Origin of the sequence: Phaeobacter sp. BS52 (assembly GCF_045040595.1) — a bacterium.
GTDB lineage: Bacteria > Pseudomonadota > Alphaproteobacteria > Rhodobacterales > Rhodobacteraceae > Phaeobacter > Phaeobacter piscinae.
The window spans coordinates 3365490-3382215 of record NZ_CP090662.1 but is presented as its reverse complement, the minus strand read 5'-3'; the positions used below and the strand labels follow the sequence as shown (position 1 = coordinate 3382215).

Below are 16726 nucleotides of genomic sequence, written 5' to 3'. Positions count from 1 at the left end.
TCCGGCGTTACGGGAGCCAGCGCTGCACAAACTGCACCACTCGCTTCACCATTGGACTATCAAAAAGCCGTGGCGAGAAATAGGCCCCTGCGACGCGTTTATTGACCTCAGATATGGTGGGATACGGTGCCACCATGCCCGCGACCTGGCTCATTTTCAGGTTATTGGCGATGGCCATGGACCACAGCGCCACCAGCTCCCCCGCCTGATGCCCCACGACGGAGGCCCCGACGGGGCGCCCCTTGACCACCATCACCTTGATCAGCCCCTTGCTTTTGCGCTCAGCCAGGGCGCGATCGTTGTGGTGATAATCAAACGGCGCCACCTCCAGCCGGTCGCCATATGTCTCGCGCGCTTGCGCCTCCGTGAGACCGACCTGCGCCAGTTCCGGCGCGGTATAGGTCGCCCAGGGGATATGATTGGTTTTGGCCTTGGACGGCAGGCCAAACAGGATCGAGCGGATGATAACACCAGCGTGATACCCCGCCACATGGGTGAACTGCATCCCGCCCGCCACATCGCCAATGGCATAAACCCGGCGATTGCTGCTGCGCAGGCTCTCATCCACCACCACGCCCGCGCGATTGGTCTCAATCCCGGCGGCTTCCAGATTCAGCTTGTCGATATTGGCCTTCCGCCCGACCGCCATCAATAGATGGCTGCCGTCGAACTGACGCCCATCCTTGGTGCGCACGCGAATGCCCCCGGCCTCCGTAGAGGTGATCGTTTCGGCCTGCGCGCCCTCGGCGATCTCAATACCCTCGCCGCGCAGCTGGTCCAGTACGATGGCGGCCAGCTCCGGGTCATCCTTACCCAGCGCCCGGTCGCCCTCAATCACGGTCACCTTGCTGCCCAGCCGGATATGGGCCTGCGCCATTTCCATACCGATAGGACCGCCGCCGATGATCAGCAGATGCTCTGGCCGCTCGCGCAACTCAAACAGCGTCTCATTGGTATAATAGGGCACATCCGCCAGCCCATCGATGGGCGGCACGAGCGGAGAGGATCCCGTGGCGATCACAATCCGGCGGGCTGTGATCCGGTGCTCACCTGCCACGACCACGCGATCATCGACAAACCGGCCGTAGTCGCGAATGACCCGCACACCAAAGCCTTCGAAGCGCTCCTGACTGTCCACGGGCGCGATGGTGGCGATCACGTCCTGCACATGATCCTTCGCGGCAGCATAATCCACCATCGGTACCTGATCCGCGACACCATAGGCGCTGGCATGGGCCTGACCATAAGCAACCTTGGCACTGGCCAGCAGCGATTTGGACGGCACACAGCCGTAGTTCAGGCAATCGCCGCCCATCTTATGACCTTCCAGCAGCACCACGTCGGCGCCCATCTGGCTCGCCCCTGCCGCGACGGACAACCCGCCCGATCCGGCCCCGATCACCAGAAGATCGCAAGTTATCTTATCCATGGTCACTGGTCCTTTCCGGGGGTTGTCGGGCGGCGTTTCTTCAGCAGGATGGGCAGGGCCGCCAACACACACAGACCAAGGATCGGCCCGATCACAAACGGCTCCCACAGGATCGACAGATCCGGCGTCTCGCCCCGGTCAAACACCGCGCCAAGGCCCACACCAATCCAGGTGAAGACCACAGCACCGGGAATGATGCCCACTGCCGTCGTCCACAGAAAATTGATCAGCTTGACCCCGACCAGTGCGGGCAGGAGATTGGCCACAAAGAACGGCACCGCTCGGCACCAAACGCAACAGCAGCAGCACCTCGATCTCATTTTCCCGCAGCGCCTGCTTCAGGATCTCGCACCCGCCCCTCAGCCGTTTCCAACCGGTGGGTAAGCATCGCCCCAAGCCCCCAACGTGCCGCCAGAAAGATGCCAACAGCCCCGACCGTGGCCGCCAGCACATTGAACACCGTGCCCGCAACCAACCCGAACAGGAAGCCACCCGTGACAGAGGCCACAGCCGCACCGGGCAGCGAGAAAACGACAATCACCACATAGGCCAGCACAAACAGACCAACGAGACCCAGATAATTGTCATCGCGAAACGCCATCAACGCCACCCGGTTGTCGCGCAGCGTCTCAAACGTCAGATAGTCGCCCAAGGTCATCGCGCCGATCATCGCAACCACCAGCACCAGCACCAGCGGCAGGAACCGGGTCAGCGCTGGTTTTTTCTCGCCCCTCCCCCCGATTCGCCTGCGGGGGCCTGGGTCTGTGCGTTTTCTCCGATATCTGGCTGGTCGGACTGATTGGGCATCTTACGTAAATCCTGCTGTCTAGGGCCATGGCTGACCGGTCATACATTGTCCCGCAGCTGCGGTTGTTCGGCTTGGTCGACATAGGCCCTATGGGCTTTGTCTCTGGCTATCCGGTAAATAGGCCCTGCACGAGACCATGCGCCACCTCTTCACGTCCGCTTGATCATCCCCTGCGAAAAAGTGAGCCAAACACCAATCTCCCCCCTGTCTGTTACAATTCTCTTCTGTTAAAGAGCCTCCAGCGTCCGGTTTTCATGGAAATGTTGCATTTCGTGCAGAAAACAACAGCGTTGGGGTTTGACTCGCAGGTCATTCCCTTCTAGAGACCGGGCCTCGAGATAGACCCCCGGGTGGCCGATTCCGCGCCGTCCCGATGTAAACAGTTGGAGACCGGAGCGATGAAACGCACCTATCAGCCTTCGAACCTGGTTCGCAAACGCCGCCACGGCTTCCGTGCGCGCATGGCCACCAAGGCAGGCCGCAAGATCCTGAACGCACGCCGCGCACGCGGTCGTAAGTCGCTGAGCGCGTAATCGCGCCCAGCACTGTTCAGACGGACATGACACCGCCGGAGACCCCCAAGGATGGCTCAGCTGCCCAAGGGACCAGGTCTCCGGCGGTGTCCGTTTCTGCGTCTGAAACGCCCGCACGCAGCCTCCCCCAGCCGCAACCCGTTGTGATCGCCAAGCGCCGTGATTTTCTCGCCGCGGCGCGGGCACGGCGTCAGGGCACCAAGGGGATGATGGTTCAGGGCCGCAAACGCCACGCCGACGATCCCGTCGGCGATGGCATTCGCATGGGCTTTACCTGCTCCAAAAAGGTCGGCAATGCGGTGGCCCGCAACCGCGCCAAACGCCGCTTGCGCGAGGTGGCGCGGATGATTCTGCCGATCCACGGCCGCACTGGCTGGGATTATGTGCTGATTGGCCGTGCCGGTGGGACCGCTGACCGCCCGTTCGACGATCTGAAAAACGATCTGATCTACGCGTTGAAGAAAATTCACGGCAAGTAGTCACATCCGGCCGCGCCTGCTGGTACGCCCTCCCCCGGCAGCGGCGACCCCCCGAAGATTGCTATGGGACGCTATCGCGCCTATCTATGCGCCATGACCCTGCTCGCCCATCTCTTCGCTCTGCCTGTGCGCGCCTACCGGCTGCTGTTCAGCCCATGGGTCGGCTTCAACTGCCGCTACCAGCCCACCTGCTCAGCCTATGCGCTGGAGGCACTGGAGAAACACGGCGCCATTCGGGGCGCCTGGCTCACCGCGCGCAGAATCGGGCGCTGCCACCCCCTCGGCGGGGATGGCTACGATCCGGTGCCCGGCTGTGACCCCGACCATGACCGGGCCAAACAGGACCCGACTGTTGGCCCCAGGTAACCCGTTCAGAGCTTCTCAAAGAAAATCGTGACTTCGCCCAGCGTGACGCCATAGCGGCTCATATATGCTTTGTTCAGCAACCTGCCGTCCTCCAGAAGCCACATCCAGTCATCAAATGTCACACGCATGGTGTCGCCTCCGGGCACCGGCAGATCAATTGTGTAGCCCCAGTTGAAGGTGTCCCCGCGTTCTTCGCCTTTGGCGATGCCCTGAACCCCATCGGCGCTGCCTTCCCAGGTGTTCTCCCCGGTCTTGGTCAGCGACCAGATCCGTTGCTCGGTACTGCCATCGGCGTAGCGGAAATTCTCGGCCAGCGTCAGTACACGGCCGTCCCACTCACCGGTGATATCCACCTTGAACCGGCGCCGCACGGTACCGAACCGATCCGCGAACTGCCCATAAGCTACCGTCTTACCTTCAAAATACTCCTCCAGATTGAAGGTCTTATCACTCAGCTTTTCATCCGTCAGACTGGGCCGCCCGCAGGACGCCAATGCCGCAACAGCTGCTGCCCCCGCGCCAAGAGCCGCCCAGCGCCCAAACCGAAACCGCCGTGGTGTTTCCGTCACAAATGCCATGTCGCACACCTCATCTTTGTCCTGTGTCTCTTGCTGTTGGCTACGCAGCGGCCCCGCTTTTGGATGACTCTGCCACCCGGCCCGCCCTTCCACCCCGGCGTTGCGACGTGCCTGCGGAGCCTTTTCTTCTTGGCAAAACGTCGATCCTCGGCTAGGGCGCGCCCATGCTTGATGATGATCTGGACGATATCCACCCGCTGTTCGCCGGCGCCCCCTCGACCACGGAGTTCAAGAAGCTCCGCAAACGGATCGTGCGCTACGCGCGCGAGGCGATCGACCAATACGGCATGGTGGAACGGCGCGAGGACGGCAGCACGCCGAAATGGTTGGTCTGCCTCTCCGGTGGCAAGGACAGCTATACATTGCTTGCGGTTCTCTATGAGCTGAAGTGGCGCGGGCTTTTGCCGGTGGATCTGCTCGCCTGCAATCTGGATCAGGGTCAGCCCGGATTTCCGGCCACCGTGCTGCCAGAGTTTCTGGAGAAGATGGGGGTTCCGCACCGCATCGAATATCAGGACACCTACAGCATCGTGATGGATAAGGTCCCGCAAGGTCGCACATTTTGCGCCCTCTGCTCGCGCCTGCGGCGCGGCAACCTGTACCGGATCGCCCGCGAGGAAGGTTGCTCTGCCGTGGTTCTTGGCCATCACCGCGACGACATTCTTGAGACCTTCTTTATGAACCTCTTCCACGGCGGTCGTCTGGCGACCATGCCGCCAAAGCTGGTCAATGAGGAGGGGGATCTGTTCGTGTTCCGCCCCCTCGCACATGTTGCCGAAGCGGATTGCGAGAAATTCGCCAAGGCCCTGAATTATCCGATCATTCCCTGCGATCTCTGTGGCAGCCAGGATGGGCTGCAGCGCCAGCAGGTCAAACAGATCCTCGATCAGTGGGAATCAAACAGCCCGGGACGCCGTCAGGTGATGTTCCGCGCCCTGATGAATGCCCGCCCGTCACATCTTCTGGACCCCAAACTGTTCGATTTTTCTGCGCTTATGCTGAAAAATCCCGATTTGAGGGCAGATTCCGATGAGATTCCCGATTTGCGTTAACTTGCCGGTCAGACCGCGACCTTAGTCTACAGCAGGCGCCATATGCCGTAGGTGAAAGGTCTACAGATGACAAAAACGCTGTCGCAGACGCTGACACAGGTCAGGAAACGGATTGCCCCGGTGCTGCTCGGGCCGCCGCTGCTTGCGTTTTTGCCTAGCTCTGACACTGGCAACCTTCTGGCTGGGCGGGGAGGCGGCATTGCTGGCCGTGGCCCTTGGTCTGCCGCTGATCTTTGCGGCCTCCGGCGGCTTTGCCTATTTCCGTCGCCCAACCATGCCCCGCGACAGCCTCACCGGCATGATGATGCGTGACGGGTTTAACGAAATCGTCTCCGAAGTCTATGACAGCGCGGCCGATACCGGTCTGCGGTCTGCGGTTTTCATCGTCGAGCTTGATGATTTCAAGGAACTGGCCCAGCGCCACGGACAGGAAACCGCCGATCAGCTGGTCAACCGCTGTGGTGACCGCATCATTTCCATCCTGCGCCCGCAGGATTACGTCGCCCGCATCGGTGATTCGCGTTTTGCCATTTGCCTCACTCCGGTTTTGCAAATGGATCTCGAACTGGCGATCCAGATGGCTAAGCCGCTTGCAGGCCTCCATTGAAGAGCCGATTGCCGTGGATGGTGCCTCTCTCTACGTGTCTTGCTCTATCGGATTCTGCCTGCACAGCCGCACTCCTCGACCAACCGGCAACGATTGGATGGGCGCGGCCTGCACCGCCCTCCTGGATGCCCAGAACAACGGCCCCTCCGGCATTCGCGCCTTCTCTCCGGAGATGGATCAGCGCAGCAAGGCGCGCGGCGATATGTTGGATGAGGTGACTGAGGCGCTGGAAAATGGCCAGATCCAGGCCTGGTTTCAGCCACAGATCTGCACCGACACCGGCCGTGTCTCCGGGTTCGAGGCCTTGGCCCGCTGGGCCCATCCGGTCCGCGGCATGATCGCGCCGATGTCCTTCCTCCCGACCTTGGAAAGCGCCAGCCTGATGGAGCGGCTGAGCGAAATCATGCTCTACAACGCGCTGACCGCGCTGAAGGCCTGGGATGCGGCGGGCCTCAATGTGCCCTCTGTTGGTGTGAACTTCGCCACGGATGAGTTGCGCAACGCCAATCTGGTCGAGCGGATCAGCTGGGAGCTGGAGCGGTTTGGCCTCACGCCGGATCGGCTCAGCATCGAGATCCTCGAAACCGTGATGACGGATCGTCCGGATGATATGATCGTGCGCAATATCGCCGCTCTTGGCGAATTGGGCTGCGGTATTGATCTGGATGATTTTGGCACCGGCCATGCCTCCATTGCGGCGGTTCAGCGGTTCCGCGTCTCGCGGATCAAGATTGACCGCTCTTTCGTGATGAAGGCGGACCGCGATCCCGAACAGCAAAAACTGATCGCCGCAATCCTGACCATGGCCGAACGGCTGGATCTGGCCACCCTCGCCGAGGGGGTGGAGACCGTCGGCGAACACGCGCTCCTGTCTCAGCTGGGCTGTGATCATGTCCAGGGCTTTGGCATTGGCCGCCCCATGCCGTTTGACCAAACACTCGACTGGATCGCCGCCCATGAGGCCAAGTTGCAAGAGGCGCCCACGATAGGGCGTCAGGGCAACTAATCTATACAGTCATTGCGCAAGGCATCCGGCCCCGGGCACACAACACGCAGCGCGCCCCCTGACCATAGCCAATCTGACCGGTCGCAGGTTGGCTACCTAAGCGGGCCACCCGCCTTGCCTGCCAATCCCGTCGCCGGACCTCGTGCCTCCTGCCCCCGCTCCAGCCAACGCCCTGTCATCCAGCGCCTGCCTGTTCTGACGTTGGGCCTGACGCGGATCTGATGTGGCCCTGCGCGGGGACCTCAGCCCGGCGCGCTCCCCTGTCCTGTCGCCCGCCCTTTCATTCCGTCGTAAGGCGGCAATTCGGTCTTTTACAGCGGTGATACAAGGAAATACCCCGTCATCCGCGTCGCGAGGCCGCCATGGGGGCGATTCCGCTTGACCTTTGGGGGGCATCTCTGTTGAACCACACCCTGTCATTCCATACACGAGGTGGCGGTCCCCAATGGACGATCAGAACAAAAACCTTCTTCTCGCAACCGCGCTTAGCTTCCTGGTGATTCTGGGGTGGTATGTCTTTTTCCCACCGCCAGAACCGCAGCCCCAGCCGGACGCTGTTGTGGCCGAGACTGCGCCTGCGGGCGACGTCGTGACCGCGCCAGCCGCCGCCAGCCCTGCAGCTGGCAGCGAAGGCGCCGCTGTCACCGCTGAGGCAGACGCGGTCGCCGATGCGCCGCGCCTCACAATCGACACGCCCCGCGTCTCCGGCACCATCTCCCTGCTGGGCGGGCGTCTTGATGACCTGTCCCTCAAGGACTACCGCGTCTCGCTGGAAGAGGATGCCGCCATCGTCAAGATGCTGTCCCCCGCCGGTGATCCGAACGCCTATTACGCGCTCTATGGCTGGGCGCCGGGTGCTGGTCTTGGCCCTGATGATGTGCCCGGTGCCAACACCCTGTGGCAGGCTGAAGGTGACGCAACCCTGACGCCGGACAGCCCGGTCACCCTGACCTGGGACAATGGCAAGGGTCTGACCTTCAACCGCACCATCGCGGTTGATCAGGATTATCTCTTCACCATCACGCAATCGGTCACCAACGCCTCCGGTAACACCGTCGCGCTGGCACCTTACGGCACGCTGGCCCGCCATGGCGAGCCGCAGGATCTGAAGAACTTCTTCATCCTGCATGAGGGCGTGATTGGCATGGCGGACGGCACCCTCGCCGAAATCGACTATGACGACATGACCGATTTCGAGGTGGACGCCCGCAGCGGTGCCCGCGCCGAGGTGACCCAGGTTGAAACCAATGGCTGGATCGGTTTCACCGACCACTACTGGATGTCGACCCTCGTGCCGGAGCCGGGTCAGGCCTTCCGTTCCATCGCCAAATTCGACGAGCGTCGCGAGATCTATCAGACCGATATCGTGCTGCCGACCGTCACAGTGGCGGATGGCGAAACCTCTGAAGCCACCACCATGCTGTTTGCCGGCGCCAAGGAATGGGCCACCATTCGCGGCTACCAGAAAGACGGCATCGAGGGCTTCCTCGACAGCATCGACTGGGGTTGGTTCTTCTTCCTGACCAAGCCGATCTTTGCGGTCCTGCACTGGCTGAACGCCCTGATCGGCAACATGGGCTGGGCGATCATCGGCCTCACTGTGTTGATCAAGCTTCTGGTCTTCCCGTTGGCGTATAAATCTTATGCCTCCATGGCGAAGATGAAAGAGCTGCAACCGCGGATGGAGGAGATCAAGGAGAAAGCGGGCGACGACCGTCAGAAGCTCCAGCAGGAGATGATGGCGCTCTACAAGAAGGAAAAGGTCAACCCGGCCGTGCGGCTGTCTGCCGATCCTGATCCAGATCCCGATCTTCTTCTCGCTCTACAAGGTGATTTTCGTCACGCTGGAGCTGCGCCACGCGCCGTTCTTTGGTCCGTTCCAGGATCTGAGCGCACCAGATCCGACCTCGATCATGAACCTCTTCGGCCTGCTGCCCTTCGCCGCCCCGGTCGAAGGCACGCTGATGGCGACGATCTTCATCGGGATTCTGCCGATCCTTCTGGGTATCTCCATGTGGTTGCAGCAGAAACTGAACCCGGCGCCGACCGATCCGACTCAGCAGATGATCTTTGCCTGGATGCCTTGGGTCTTCATGTTCATGCTGGGCGGGTTTGCCTCGGGGCTGGTGGTTTACTGGATTGCGAACAACACCATCACCTTTACCCAGCAGTATTTGATTATGCGCAGCCACGGCTACAAACCCGATGTGTTCGGCAATATCAAATCCGGCTTCAAAAAGACGCCGAAGGCTGAAAAGAAATGAGCGAAGGCATAACTCATATCTGGCGGCATCCGATCAAATCACATGGTCGGGAGCCGCTGGAGAGCGCCTCTTTGGTCGCCGGGCAGTGTCTGCCCGGCGATCGCGTTTGGGCGGTTGCCCATGAGGCCTCCAAGGCTGACGGCAGCGCCTGGGTGCCCTGCGCCAACTTCAGCCGTGTGGCCAAGGCCCCACAGCTGATGGCGATTGAGGCCGTTTACGACGCGGCTAAGGGCGCGGTGACACTGACCCACCCGACGCAGGATGCGCTGACCTTCAATCCTGATAGCGCGGCTGACCTGCCCCGGTTCCTTGACTGGGTACGCCCCCTGATGCCCGAAGATCGCGCCGCCTCCGCCCGTATTCTGCGGGTGCCGGGACGGGGCATGACCGACAGCGATTTTCCGTCGATCAGCCTGTGCAACTGGGCTTCGCATCGCGCGGTGGAGACCGCCATCGGCCATCCGCTGTCCCCGCAGCGCTGGCGCGGCAACATCTGGTTCGACACAGGCACCGCCTGGGAGGAAAACGACTGGATCGGCCGCAATGTCCAGATTGGCGAGGCGGTGCTGACCATCCGCGAGCGCACTGTGCGCTGCCTTGCAACCACGACCAACCCCGAGACCGGCGTCCGCGACGCTGATACGCTGAAGACCCTGCGCGAGAGCTGGGGTCATCAGGACTTTGCTGTCTATGCAGAGGTCATCCAAGACGGCGCGATCCGCGTCGGCGATACTGTAAAGGTGCTCTGATGCAGATGCCGTTCCCCCTGGCCGAGACGCCAGATGAAATCATGACCGAGAAGGGTCGCAAGCTGTTTGCCGGACAATCGGAATTTGTCAAAGGCGTGGTTGCGATGTCCGGCCTGCCGCCTGCCGACCGCATCGAGGTCTGCTTTGCCTAGCCGCTCCAATGTGGGCAAATCCAGCCTGATCAACGCCCTCACCGGCACCAAAGGTCTGGCCCGTGCCTCCAACACGCCGGGGCGCACGCAGGAAATCAACTATTTCACCCAAGGCCCGGAGCTCTATCTGGTCGACTTGCCCGGCTATGGCTATGCCAATGCGCCCCTACCGGTGGTGGAGAAATGGCAGCGCCTGCTGAAACAATATCTCTCCGGCCGCCAAACCCTGCGCCGCGCCTTTGTGCTCATCGACAGCCGCCATGGCATCAAAAAAGTCGATGACGAGATCATGACCCGGTTGGACAGCTCAGCTGTGACCTTCCAATGCGTGATGACCAAGGCTGATAAGGTCAAGGACAAGGACCGCGCTGCGGTGATGGAACAGGTGCGCAGCGCCCTGTCCAAACACCCTGCCGCCTATCCCGAGATTGTTCTGACCTCCTCGGAGAAGGGCGACGGCATTGCCACCCTGCGGTCCATCATCGCCGGGCTGGAATGACGCCAGCTTCCTTTCAGTGACATGACAAACGCCCCCGTGATCCGCTGATTCGGGGGCGTTTTGTCTCTAACCCGCAAGGTAGAGCCGATATCAGACGTGTTGGGCGCCGTTCACCTCAATCTCCGCGCCCGAGATATAAGAGCTTTGGTCCGAACACAGATAGTAGATCGCCGCGGCCACCTCCTCCGGCTGGCCCAGACGCTGCAGCGGCAGTTTCTTCACGATCTTGTCGGTGCCCGGCGACAGAATCGCGGTCTCCACCTCTCCCGGCGCAATCGCATTGACCCGCACGCCCAGCGGGCCGAAGTCATGGGCCATCTCGCGCGTCAGCGCCGCCAGCGCCGCCTTCGATGTGGCATAAGCCGCCCCGGCAAAAGGATGCACCCGGCTGCCCGCAATCGACGTCACGTTGACAACAGATCCCTTGGCCGCGGCCAGTTCGTCCTTCAGTCCCCGTGCCAGCACCACAGAGGCAAAGAAATTCACGTGGAACACCTTGCCCCAGGTCATCAGGTCGGTGTCCAGCGTGCTCAGCCGCTCGCCCTTTGGCCCCTTGGGCGACACGCCGGCATTGTTGACCAACGCATCCAGCTGCCCGTTCAGCAGCTCCTGTATTTCGCCCACCTTGTTGATGGTGTCCGTTGGGTCGGAGAGGTCCACCTGCACATGGTTTTCCTGCCCTCCCCCCAGGGGCATTCGGCAGGAAAGGGCTGGCGCGAACAGGTGATCACCCGCCAGCCTTCGGCATTGAACCGCTGCACCGTCGCATGGCCTATGCCCCGGCTTGCACCGGTCAACAACAGGGTCTTCTTGCGCATGTTACCATCCTTGGCCCAAAGCCACTCCCGAGGTTCCGTCTGACAGTCAGACGATCGGCACCGCATCATCGACACGTTGAGGCGAACCTAGCACCCCAACAGGCAACTGCAATGGGGCGAATACTCCGCCCGATGCTTGGCACAGCGGGCAGAACCGCGTAACACATGGCCCACGCCTGCGCCGTTTGCTGCGGCCAGTTCCAGGGATTGCAACGATGAAGAAACAAGACATGAACCGCGATTGGATTGCTACAGCCGAGACCCTCTCAAGCGCCCTGCCTTATCTGCAGCGCTATGACGGTGCCATCGTCGTGATCAAGCTGGGTGGCCACGCCATGGGCAGCGACGAGGCGATGGAAACCTTTGCCCGCGACATCGTGCTGTTGCGGCAGGTCGGCGTGAACCCGGTTATCGTTCATGGCGGCGGCCCGATGATCAATGCCATGCTGGAAAAACTGCAGATCAAATCCGATTTCGTGAACGGCAAGCGGGTCACTGATGCTGCCACCATGGATGTGGTCGAAATGGTGCTGTCCGGCGTGGTGAACAAACGCATCGTGCAGGCGATCAACCGTCAGGGCGGCGCCGGTGTCGGCCTTTCGGGCAAGGATGCAAATCTCATCACCTGCACCCAGGCGGACCCGGATCTCGGCTTTGTCGGAACCCCGTCGCAGATGGACCCCTCCGTGCTGCACCACCTGTTTGAACAGGACATGATCCCGGTCATTGCCCCCATTGGCGCAGGCCCCAATGGCGAGACCTTCAACATCAACGGCGACACCGCCGCTGGGGCCATTGCCTCCGCATTGAAGGCCGACCGGCTGCTGCTGCTGACAGATGTCTCCGGCGTCAAGAACGGCGCAGGTGAAGTGGTGACAGAGTTGAAAGCCGCCGACGTCGAGGCGATGACCTGCGACGGTGTGATCATTGGCGGTATGATCCCGAAAACCGAAACCGCGCTGTCGGCCGTCCGCAGCGGTGTGCGGGCCTGTACCATCGTGGATGGACGGGTGCCCAATGCGGTGCTGCTGGAGCTGTTCACCGACCACGGGGCCGGGTCGATGATCCGCCCCTGAGCTTTACTTGATTGCTTCGGCGCGCTTTACGCCCAATTGACGACGGTGAAATCCCCTTAGGGAAACTGGCCAAACTGCGCTAGACTGTGGCCATGACCAGCCCCCCCGACACGGACAGGGCCGTTGCCATGGATTTAGCAGCGGCACCTGTCGCTGACCCTGTTGAGACCACCCAAGGTTACACCCGGCTGCAAAACGCCGCCGAAAGGCTTGGGTTGGATATCTACGGCGGCTTTCATCCCTCACCTGCAGACATGTCCCGACTCCCCGGCGCTTCCTTGCCCGTGGATGCCGCCCCCGGCATCCCCCATGGCACGCTGATCCTGCTCGGCACGGCGCCATCCTTCTGGTCATATTTCCGCAGCAGCCCAGAGGCGCAGGACGGCGCTGCCGACCCGATTGACCGCTGGTCGCGCCGCGTCATCACCGCATTGGCAGAAACATGGCAGGCCACACCGGCCTTCCCCTTCACAGGCCCGCCCTATGCGCCGTTTGTAGACTGGGCGTTGGCAACGGGCCGCTGTTTCACATCCCCGTCGCAAATGCTGGTGCATGATCGCTATGGTATGATGATTTCCTTTCGCGGCGCCCTTTATTTCACCACTCCTTTGGGCCTGCCGCCAGCACTCACGGGCCCAGACGCCCTGCCTCAGCTGCGATACCCGCCCCTGCCTGACCGCCTGCCCGGTGGCCGCCCTGAACGATGGTGGCCCCTATGATCTGGCAGCCTGCCATGACCATCTGGACAGCCCCGCAGGCGCGTCCTGCCTGTCCGCTGGCTGCCTCGCCCGCCGCGCCTGCCCATTGAGCGCAGGCGCTGACCGTCTCCCGGCGCAATCCGCCCATCACATGAGGTATTTTCACATAAAATGACCTGCACGCTGATCCTGACCCGCCACGCCAAATCCGCCTGGGATACCTCCGCCCCCAGCGACCACGCCCGCCCGCTGAACAACCGCGGCCGCCATTCCGCCGCGGCCGTTGGCACTTGGTTGCGCGAAATCGGGATGATCCCGGATCAGGTGATCTCCTCCTCGGCGCAGCGCACCCGCGAGACCTGTGATCTGATGGAGCTTGGTGCACCTGCGGTCTTCATCGAACGGCTTTATCACGCCAGCGCGGAAATCCTGTTTCAGGTGCTGCGTGAGGCCGAACACAAGCGGGTGCTGGTCTTGGGCCATAACCCCGGACTTGCCGCGTTTGCGCATTCCATTGTCCGCCACCCGCCGGATCATTCCCGATTTGACGACTTCCCCACTGGCGCCACGCTGATCGCCCGCTTCGATATCGACAGCTGGGCCGATCTGACGTGGAGCAGCGGCAAGGTCGCGGAATTCACCGTCCCGCGTGAGTTGCTGGGCGCCTGACGGACGGCCCGCCAGCCCCACACCTTCAAAGTGCCGCCCCAACATCGCCGGGGCCCCCTGCCGCCCGTCGCGACTACATCACCATGCAATCGCTCCCGTTGGGCATGGCGACGGATCTGTGGCATCCTGTCGCTCCCACGCGGGAACCCATGCGCCCCCTCTCGCATATATCCCCTATCATCCGGGGCACTTGAGACCACGCAAATGGAGCCTCCCTGAGATGAACCGCCGATCCTTTCTGCTCACCGCCACCGCTACGCTACCCCTCGCCACGGGCGCATGGGCCGTCACAGAGGCCACCCCGATGATTGAGGTGATGAAATCTCCCAGCTGTGGCTGCTGCGCCGGATGGGTGAACCACCTCACCACCTCAGGCTTCCGGACAGAGGTCCGGAATGTCAGCGATGATCAACTCTGGCAGATGAAATCCCGGCTTGGCATCACCGATGCGCTGGCCTCCTGCCACACTGCAATGGTTGCGGGCTATGTGATCGAAGGCCATGTTCCTGCACAAGATATCACCCGCCTTCTCGCCGAACGCCCGGGTGCCCGGGGCCTCAGCGTGCCCGGCATGCCGATCGGCTCTCCCGGCATGGAGATGGGCGAGGACACAGACCCCTTCGCCACGTTGCTGATCCGCGCAGATGGCACCAGCGAGATCTTTGCACACCACGGCTAACCTCTGCGCAACCGCGTCCTGTCATCTTTCCTGAAATACTCCGGAGGTCAGGGGGCAGCGCCCCCTGCCGGTGCTTCCTGACACTGCCCAGGCCAGGGCCGTAAACCAAAAAAGGCCGGGCAGATGCCCGGCCTTTTCAATACCATAGCAGACAGACCTCAGTGGCCGAGGATCTGGCTCAGGAACAGCTTGGTACGCTCGCTCTGCGGGTTGTTGAAGAACTCTTCCGGCTCATTCTGTTCCACGATCTGCCCCGCATCCATGAAGATCACGCGGTTCGCCACCTGACGGGCAAAGCCCATCTCATGCGTCACGCAGAGCATGGTCATGCCTTCTTCCGCGAGCTCGATCATGGTGTCGAGCACCTCTTTGATCATCTCCGGGTCCAGTGCCGATGTCGGTTCATCAAACAGCATGATCCGCGGCATCATGCACAGCGAGCGGGCAATCGCCACACGCTGCTGCTGACCACCGGAGAGCATGCCGGGATATTTATGCGCCTGGTCGGGGATCTTCACCTTTTCCAGGAAGTGCATCGCCCGCTCTTCGGCTTCTTTCTTGGGCGTCTTGCGCACCCAGATCGGCGCCAGGGTGCAATTCTCAAGAATCGTCAGATGCGGGAACAGGTTGAAGTGCTGGAACACCATGCCAACCTCGGAGCGGATCTTGTCGATGTTCTTGAGATCGTTGGACAGTTCGGTGCCATCCACCACGATCTTGCCCTGCTGGTGCTCTTCCAGCGCATTGAGGCAGCGGATCAGGGTGGATTTGCCGGACCCCGACGGACCAGCGATCACGATCCGCTCGCCCTGATTGACGGTCAGATTGATGTCGCGCAGCACATGGAACGAGCCATACCACTTGTTCATATTGTTGATTTCGATGGCAACCTCGTCGCTCACCTGCATTTTGGAGCGGTCGATGGCGCGGTCGGACATAAGTTCAGACATATGTTGAACTCCTTAGTGGTGATCGGTGGCGAGACGACGCTCGAGCCACTGTGAGTATTGAGAGATGCCGTAGCAGACGATGAAGAACAGGAAGGCGGCAAAGCCGAGGAGTTCCCAATAAACGCCGTTCCACTCAGTGGAGGCGAGGATCGGGCCACGGATCATGCCCACCAGGTCGAACATCGAGATGACCGACACCAGCGTGGTATCCTTGAACAGGCCAACAGCCACGTTCACGATACCGGGGATCGAGATCTTCAGGGCCTGCGGCAGGATGATCAGCCGCATCGCCTGCGGATAATCCAGCCCCAGACTGTCTGCTGCTTCATACTGCCCCTTCGGCAGCGCGGCCAGACCGCCCCGGATCACTTCGGCGATATAGGCCGCAGAGAACAGCGTGATCATGATGACCACACGCAGGAACAGGTCCACGGTGGCATCTGGCGGGAAGAAGTAGGACAGCATCACAGATGCCACGAACAACAGGGTGATCAGCGGCACGCCACGCACGAATTCGATGAAGACGACGCAGATCCACTTGATCAGAGGCATGTTGGACTGACGCCCCAGTGCCAGCGCGATACCAAGCGGCACCGACAGCGACACACAGGTGACACCCAGCATCATGTTCAGCATGAAGCCGCCCAAATCTCGCGAGGGCACAGCCGACAGCATTGCGTTGTCAGACGCCCCTTCCGGGATCAGAAAGCCGCCGACATTCCAGACCACGATCGCCGCAACAATCGCACCGAAGAACCCAAGAGCAAAACTGCCTTTGCCGAATTTCTGAAACACGAACCCGGCAGCAACAAAGCCAAGCAGGGCAACGATCGGCACCAGGATGGAACCACCCCAGATCAACCAGAAGGCCAGGAAAGGATAGATCGCAGTGAAGGCCAGGAGCTTGCGCGGCAGATCAAAGAACAGCACGGGTGCCAATGCGACCAGCAACAACACCAATGCAAGATTGGGGCGCCAATATTCCGTGCCCGGATATTTGAAGCCATAGAGCAGCTGGTTCCAACGCTCAGTCAGGACCGAGAAACAGGCGCCAACCTTGCCATCCAGAACCTCACGACATTCCGCGAGAGAGTTGGTGGTCCAGACGCCGTTCAGCAACCACGGCAGGGTGCTGCTCAGCAGAGCATAGATCAGCGCCAGCGCCGCCAGGGTCAGGATCGAATTAGGGACACTGGAGAACAGATTCTCGCGCATCCATTTATAGACCCCGGTCTCGCGGCCCGGCGGCGGTGCTTAGCGGGATCTGGGTTTCGCGGACAAAGGCGACAGTTTGTGCGTGTGTATCGCTCATGT

General features: G+C 61.4%; 11 protein-coding genes and 7 pseudogenes. 12 read left to right on the top strand and 6 right to left on the bottom strand.

The window, feature by feature from the left end:
* Positions 1-7: 7 nt before the first annotated feature.
* A complete protein-coding gene (locus L0Z65_RS16420) occupies positions 8-1429 on the bottom strand; it encodes a dihydrolipoyl dehydrogenase family protein (protein ID WP_405109275.1) in 1422 nt (473 codons plus the stop codon).
* Positions 1430-1431: 2 nt separating this feature from the next.
* Positions 1432-2171, bottom strand: a pseudogene (locus L0Z65_RS16415) (TVP38/TMEM64 family protein).
* Positions 2172-2635: 464 nt separating this feature from the next.
* Here L0Z65_RS16415 and rpmH point away from each other — a divergent pair.
* From rpmH to yidD, 3 genes are all read left to right on the top strand, one after another.
* Complete coding sequence (gene rpmH, locus L0Z65_RS16410) at positions 2636-2770, top strand: 50S ribosomal protein L34 (RefSeq protein ID WP_005980833.1); 135 nt, start codon at positions 2636-2638, stop codon at positions 2768-2770.
* A 26-nt stretch (positions 2771-2796) separates the two neighbouring features.
* A complete protein-coding gene (gene rnpA / locus L0Z65_RS16405; RefSeq protein WP_040174748.1) occupies positions 2797-3249 on the top strand; it encodes a ribonuclease P protein component in 453 nt (150 codons plus the stop codon).
* Between the two features lie 93 nt (positions 3250-3342).
* Entirely contained in the window at positions 3343-3615 is a 273-nt protein-coding gene (gene yidD / locus L0Z65_RS16400) for a membrane protein insertion efficiency factor YidD (RefSeq protein WP_405112595.1), read from the top strand.
* Positions 3616-3620: 5 nt separating this feature from the next.
* Here yidD and L0Z65_RS16395 read toward each other — a convergent pair whose 3' ends face one another.
* Positions 3621-4193 (bottom strand): DUF3833 domain-containing protein, encoded by a 573-nt coding sequence (locus tag L0Z65_RS16395; protein WP_096869506.1) that lies wholly within the window; start codon positions 4191-4193, stop codon positions 3621-3623.
* 164 nt (positions 4194-4357) lie between these two features.
* Between L0Z65_RS16395 and ttcA the strand changes: the two genes are divergently transcribed.
* From ttcA to yihA, 5 genes and pseudogenes are all read left to right on the top strand, one after another.
* Positions 4358-5245, top strand: a complete 888-nt coding sequence (ttcA, locus tag L0Z65_RS16390; protein ID WP_040180826.1) for a tRNA 2-thiocytidine(32) synthetase TtcA — start codon at positions 4358-4360, stop codon at positions 5243-5245.
* Between the two features lie 66 nt (positions 5246-5311).
* Positions 5312-6858 (top strand): annotated as a pseudogene (locus L0Z65_RS16385) (putative bifunctional diguanylate cyclase/phosphodiesterase).
* A gap of 445 nt (positions 6859-7303) precedes the next feature.
* Positions 7304-9122, top strand: a pseudogene (yidC, locus tag L0Z65_RS16380) (membrane protein insertase YidC).
* Positions 9119-9871, top strand: a complete 753-nt coding sequence (locus L0Z65_RS16375) for an MOSC domain-containing protein (RefSeq protein ID WP_405109269.1) — start codon at positions 9119-9121, stop codon at positions 9869-9871. Before yidC ends, L0Z65_RS16375 begins: the two are co-directional and overlap by 4 nt.
* Positions 9871-10522 (top strand): annotated as a pseudogene (yihA, locus tag L0Z65_RS16370) (ribosome biogenesis GTP-binding protein YihA/YsxC). The gene L0Z65_RS16375 and the pseudogene yihA overlap by 1 nt, the downstream one beginning before the upstream one ends.
* A gap of 90 nt (positions 10523-10612) precedes the next feature.
* Here yihA and L0Z65_RS16365 read toward each other — a convergent pair.
* A pseudogene (locus L0Z65_RS16365) lies at positions 10613-11340 on the bottom strand (SDR family NAD(P)-dependent oxidoreductase).
* A 215-nt stretch (positions 11341-11555) separates the two neighbouring features.
* On the opposite strand from L0Z65_RS16365, the gene argB reads away from it, so the two are divergent.
* From argB to L0Z65_RS16345, 4 genes and pseudogenes are all read left to right on the top strand, one after another.
* Positions 11556-12416: an acetylglutamate kinase gene (argB, locus tag L0Z65_RS16360; RefSeq protein ID WP_405109266.1), complete on the top strand. Its 861-nt coding sequence runs from the start codon at positions 11556-11558 to the stop codon at positions 12414-12416.
* A gap of 128 nt (positions 12417-12544) precedes the next feature.
* Positions 12545-13289 (top strand): annotated as a pseudogene (locus L0Z65_RS16355) (ferredoxin).
* Positions 13286-13783: a histidine phosphatase family protein gene (locus tag L0Z65_RS16350; RefSeq protein WP_096872672.1), complete on the top strand. Its 498-nt coding sequence runs from the start codon at positions 13286-13288 to the stop codon at positions 13781-13783. Before L0Z65_RS16355 ends, L0Z65_RS16350 begins: the two are co-directional and overlap by 4 nt.
* A 220-nt stretch (positions 13784-14003) precedes the next feature.
* Positions 14004-14462, top strand: coding sequence for a DUF411 domain-containing protein (locus tag L0Z65_RS16345; RefSeq protein WP_405109262.1), 459 nt, complete (start codon positions 14004-14006; stop codon positions 14460-14462).
* A 158-nt stretch (positions 14463-14620) separates the two neighbouring features.
* On the opposite strand, the gene L0Z65_RS16340 is transcribed toward L0Z65_RS16345, so the two are convergent.
* Both L0Z65_RS16340 and L0Z65_RS16335 read right to left on the bottom strand, forming a co-directional pair.
* The gene (locus L0Z65_RS16340; protein ID WP_024095850.1) at positions 14621-15412 is read right to left on the bottom strand and encodes an amino acid ABC transporter ATP-binding protein; all 792 of its coding nucleotides are present in this window, start codon (positions 15410-15412) and stop codon (positions 14621-14623) included.
* Positions 15413-15424: 12 nt separating this feature from the next.
* Positions 15425-16724, bottom strand: a pseudogene (locus L0Z65_RS16335) (amino acid ABC transporter permease).
* Positions 16725-16726: the final 2 nt, after the last annotated feature.

Excerpts from the sequence above, each read along its gene's own strand:
- L0Z65_RS16420 (WP_405109275.1), bottom strand. The coding sequence starts at position 1,429 with ATGGATAAGATAACTTGCGATCTTCTGGTGATCGGGGCCGGATCGGGC.
- rpmH (WP_005980833.1), top strand. The coding sequence starts at position 2,636 with ATGAAACGCACCTATCAGCCTTCGAACCTGGTTCGCAAACGCCGCCAC.
- rnpA (WP_040174748.1), top strand. The coding sequence starts at position 2,797 with ATGACACCGCCGGAGACCCCCAAGGATGGCTCAGCTGCCCAAGGGACC.
- yidD (WP_405112595.1), top strand. The coding sequence starts at position 3,343 with ATGACCCTGCTCGCCCATCTCTTCGCTCTGCCTGTGCGCGCCTACCGG.
- L0Z65_RS16395 (WP_096869506.1), bottom strand. The coding sequence starts at position 4,193 with ATGGCATTTGTGACGGAAACACCACGGCGGTTTCGGTTTGGGCGCTGG.
- ttcA (WP_040180826.1), top strand. The coding sequence starts at position 4,358 with ATGCTTGATGATGATCTGGACGATATCCACCCGCTGTTCGCCGGCGCC.
- L0Z65_RS16375 (WP_405109269.1), top strand. The coding sequence starts at position 9,119 with ATGAGCGAAGGCATAACTCATATCTGGCGGCATCCGATCAAATCACAT.
- argB (WP_405109266.1), top strand. The coding sequence starts at position 11,556 with ATGAAGAAACAAGACATGAACCGCGATTGGATTGCTACAGCCGAGACC.
- L0Z65_RS16350 (WP_096872672.1), top strand. The coding sequence starts at position 13,286 with ATGACCTGCACGCTGATCCTGACCCGCCACGCCAAATCCGCCTGGGAT.
- L0Z65_RS16345 (WP_405109262.1), top strand. The coding sequence starts at position 14,004 with ATGAACCGCCGATCCTTTCTGCTCACCGCCACCGCTACGCTACCCCTC.
- L0Z65_RS16340 (WP_024095850.1), bottom strand. The coding sequence starts at position 15,412 with ATGTCTGAACTTATGTCCGACCGCGCCATCGACCGCTCCAAAATGCAG.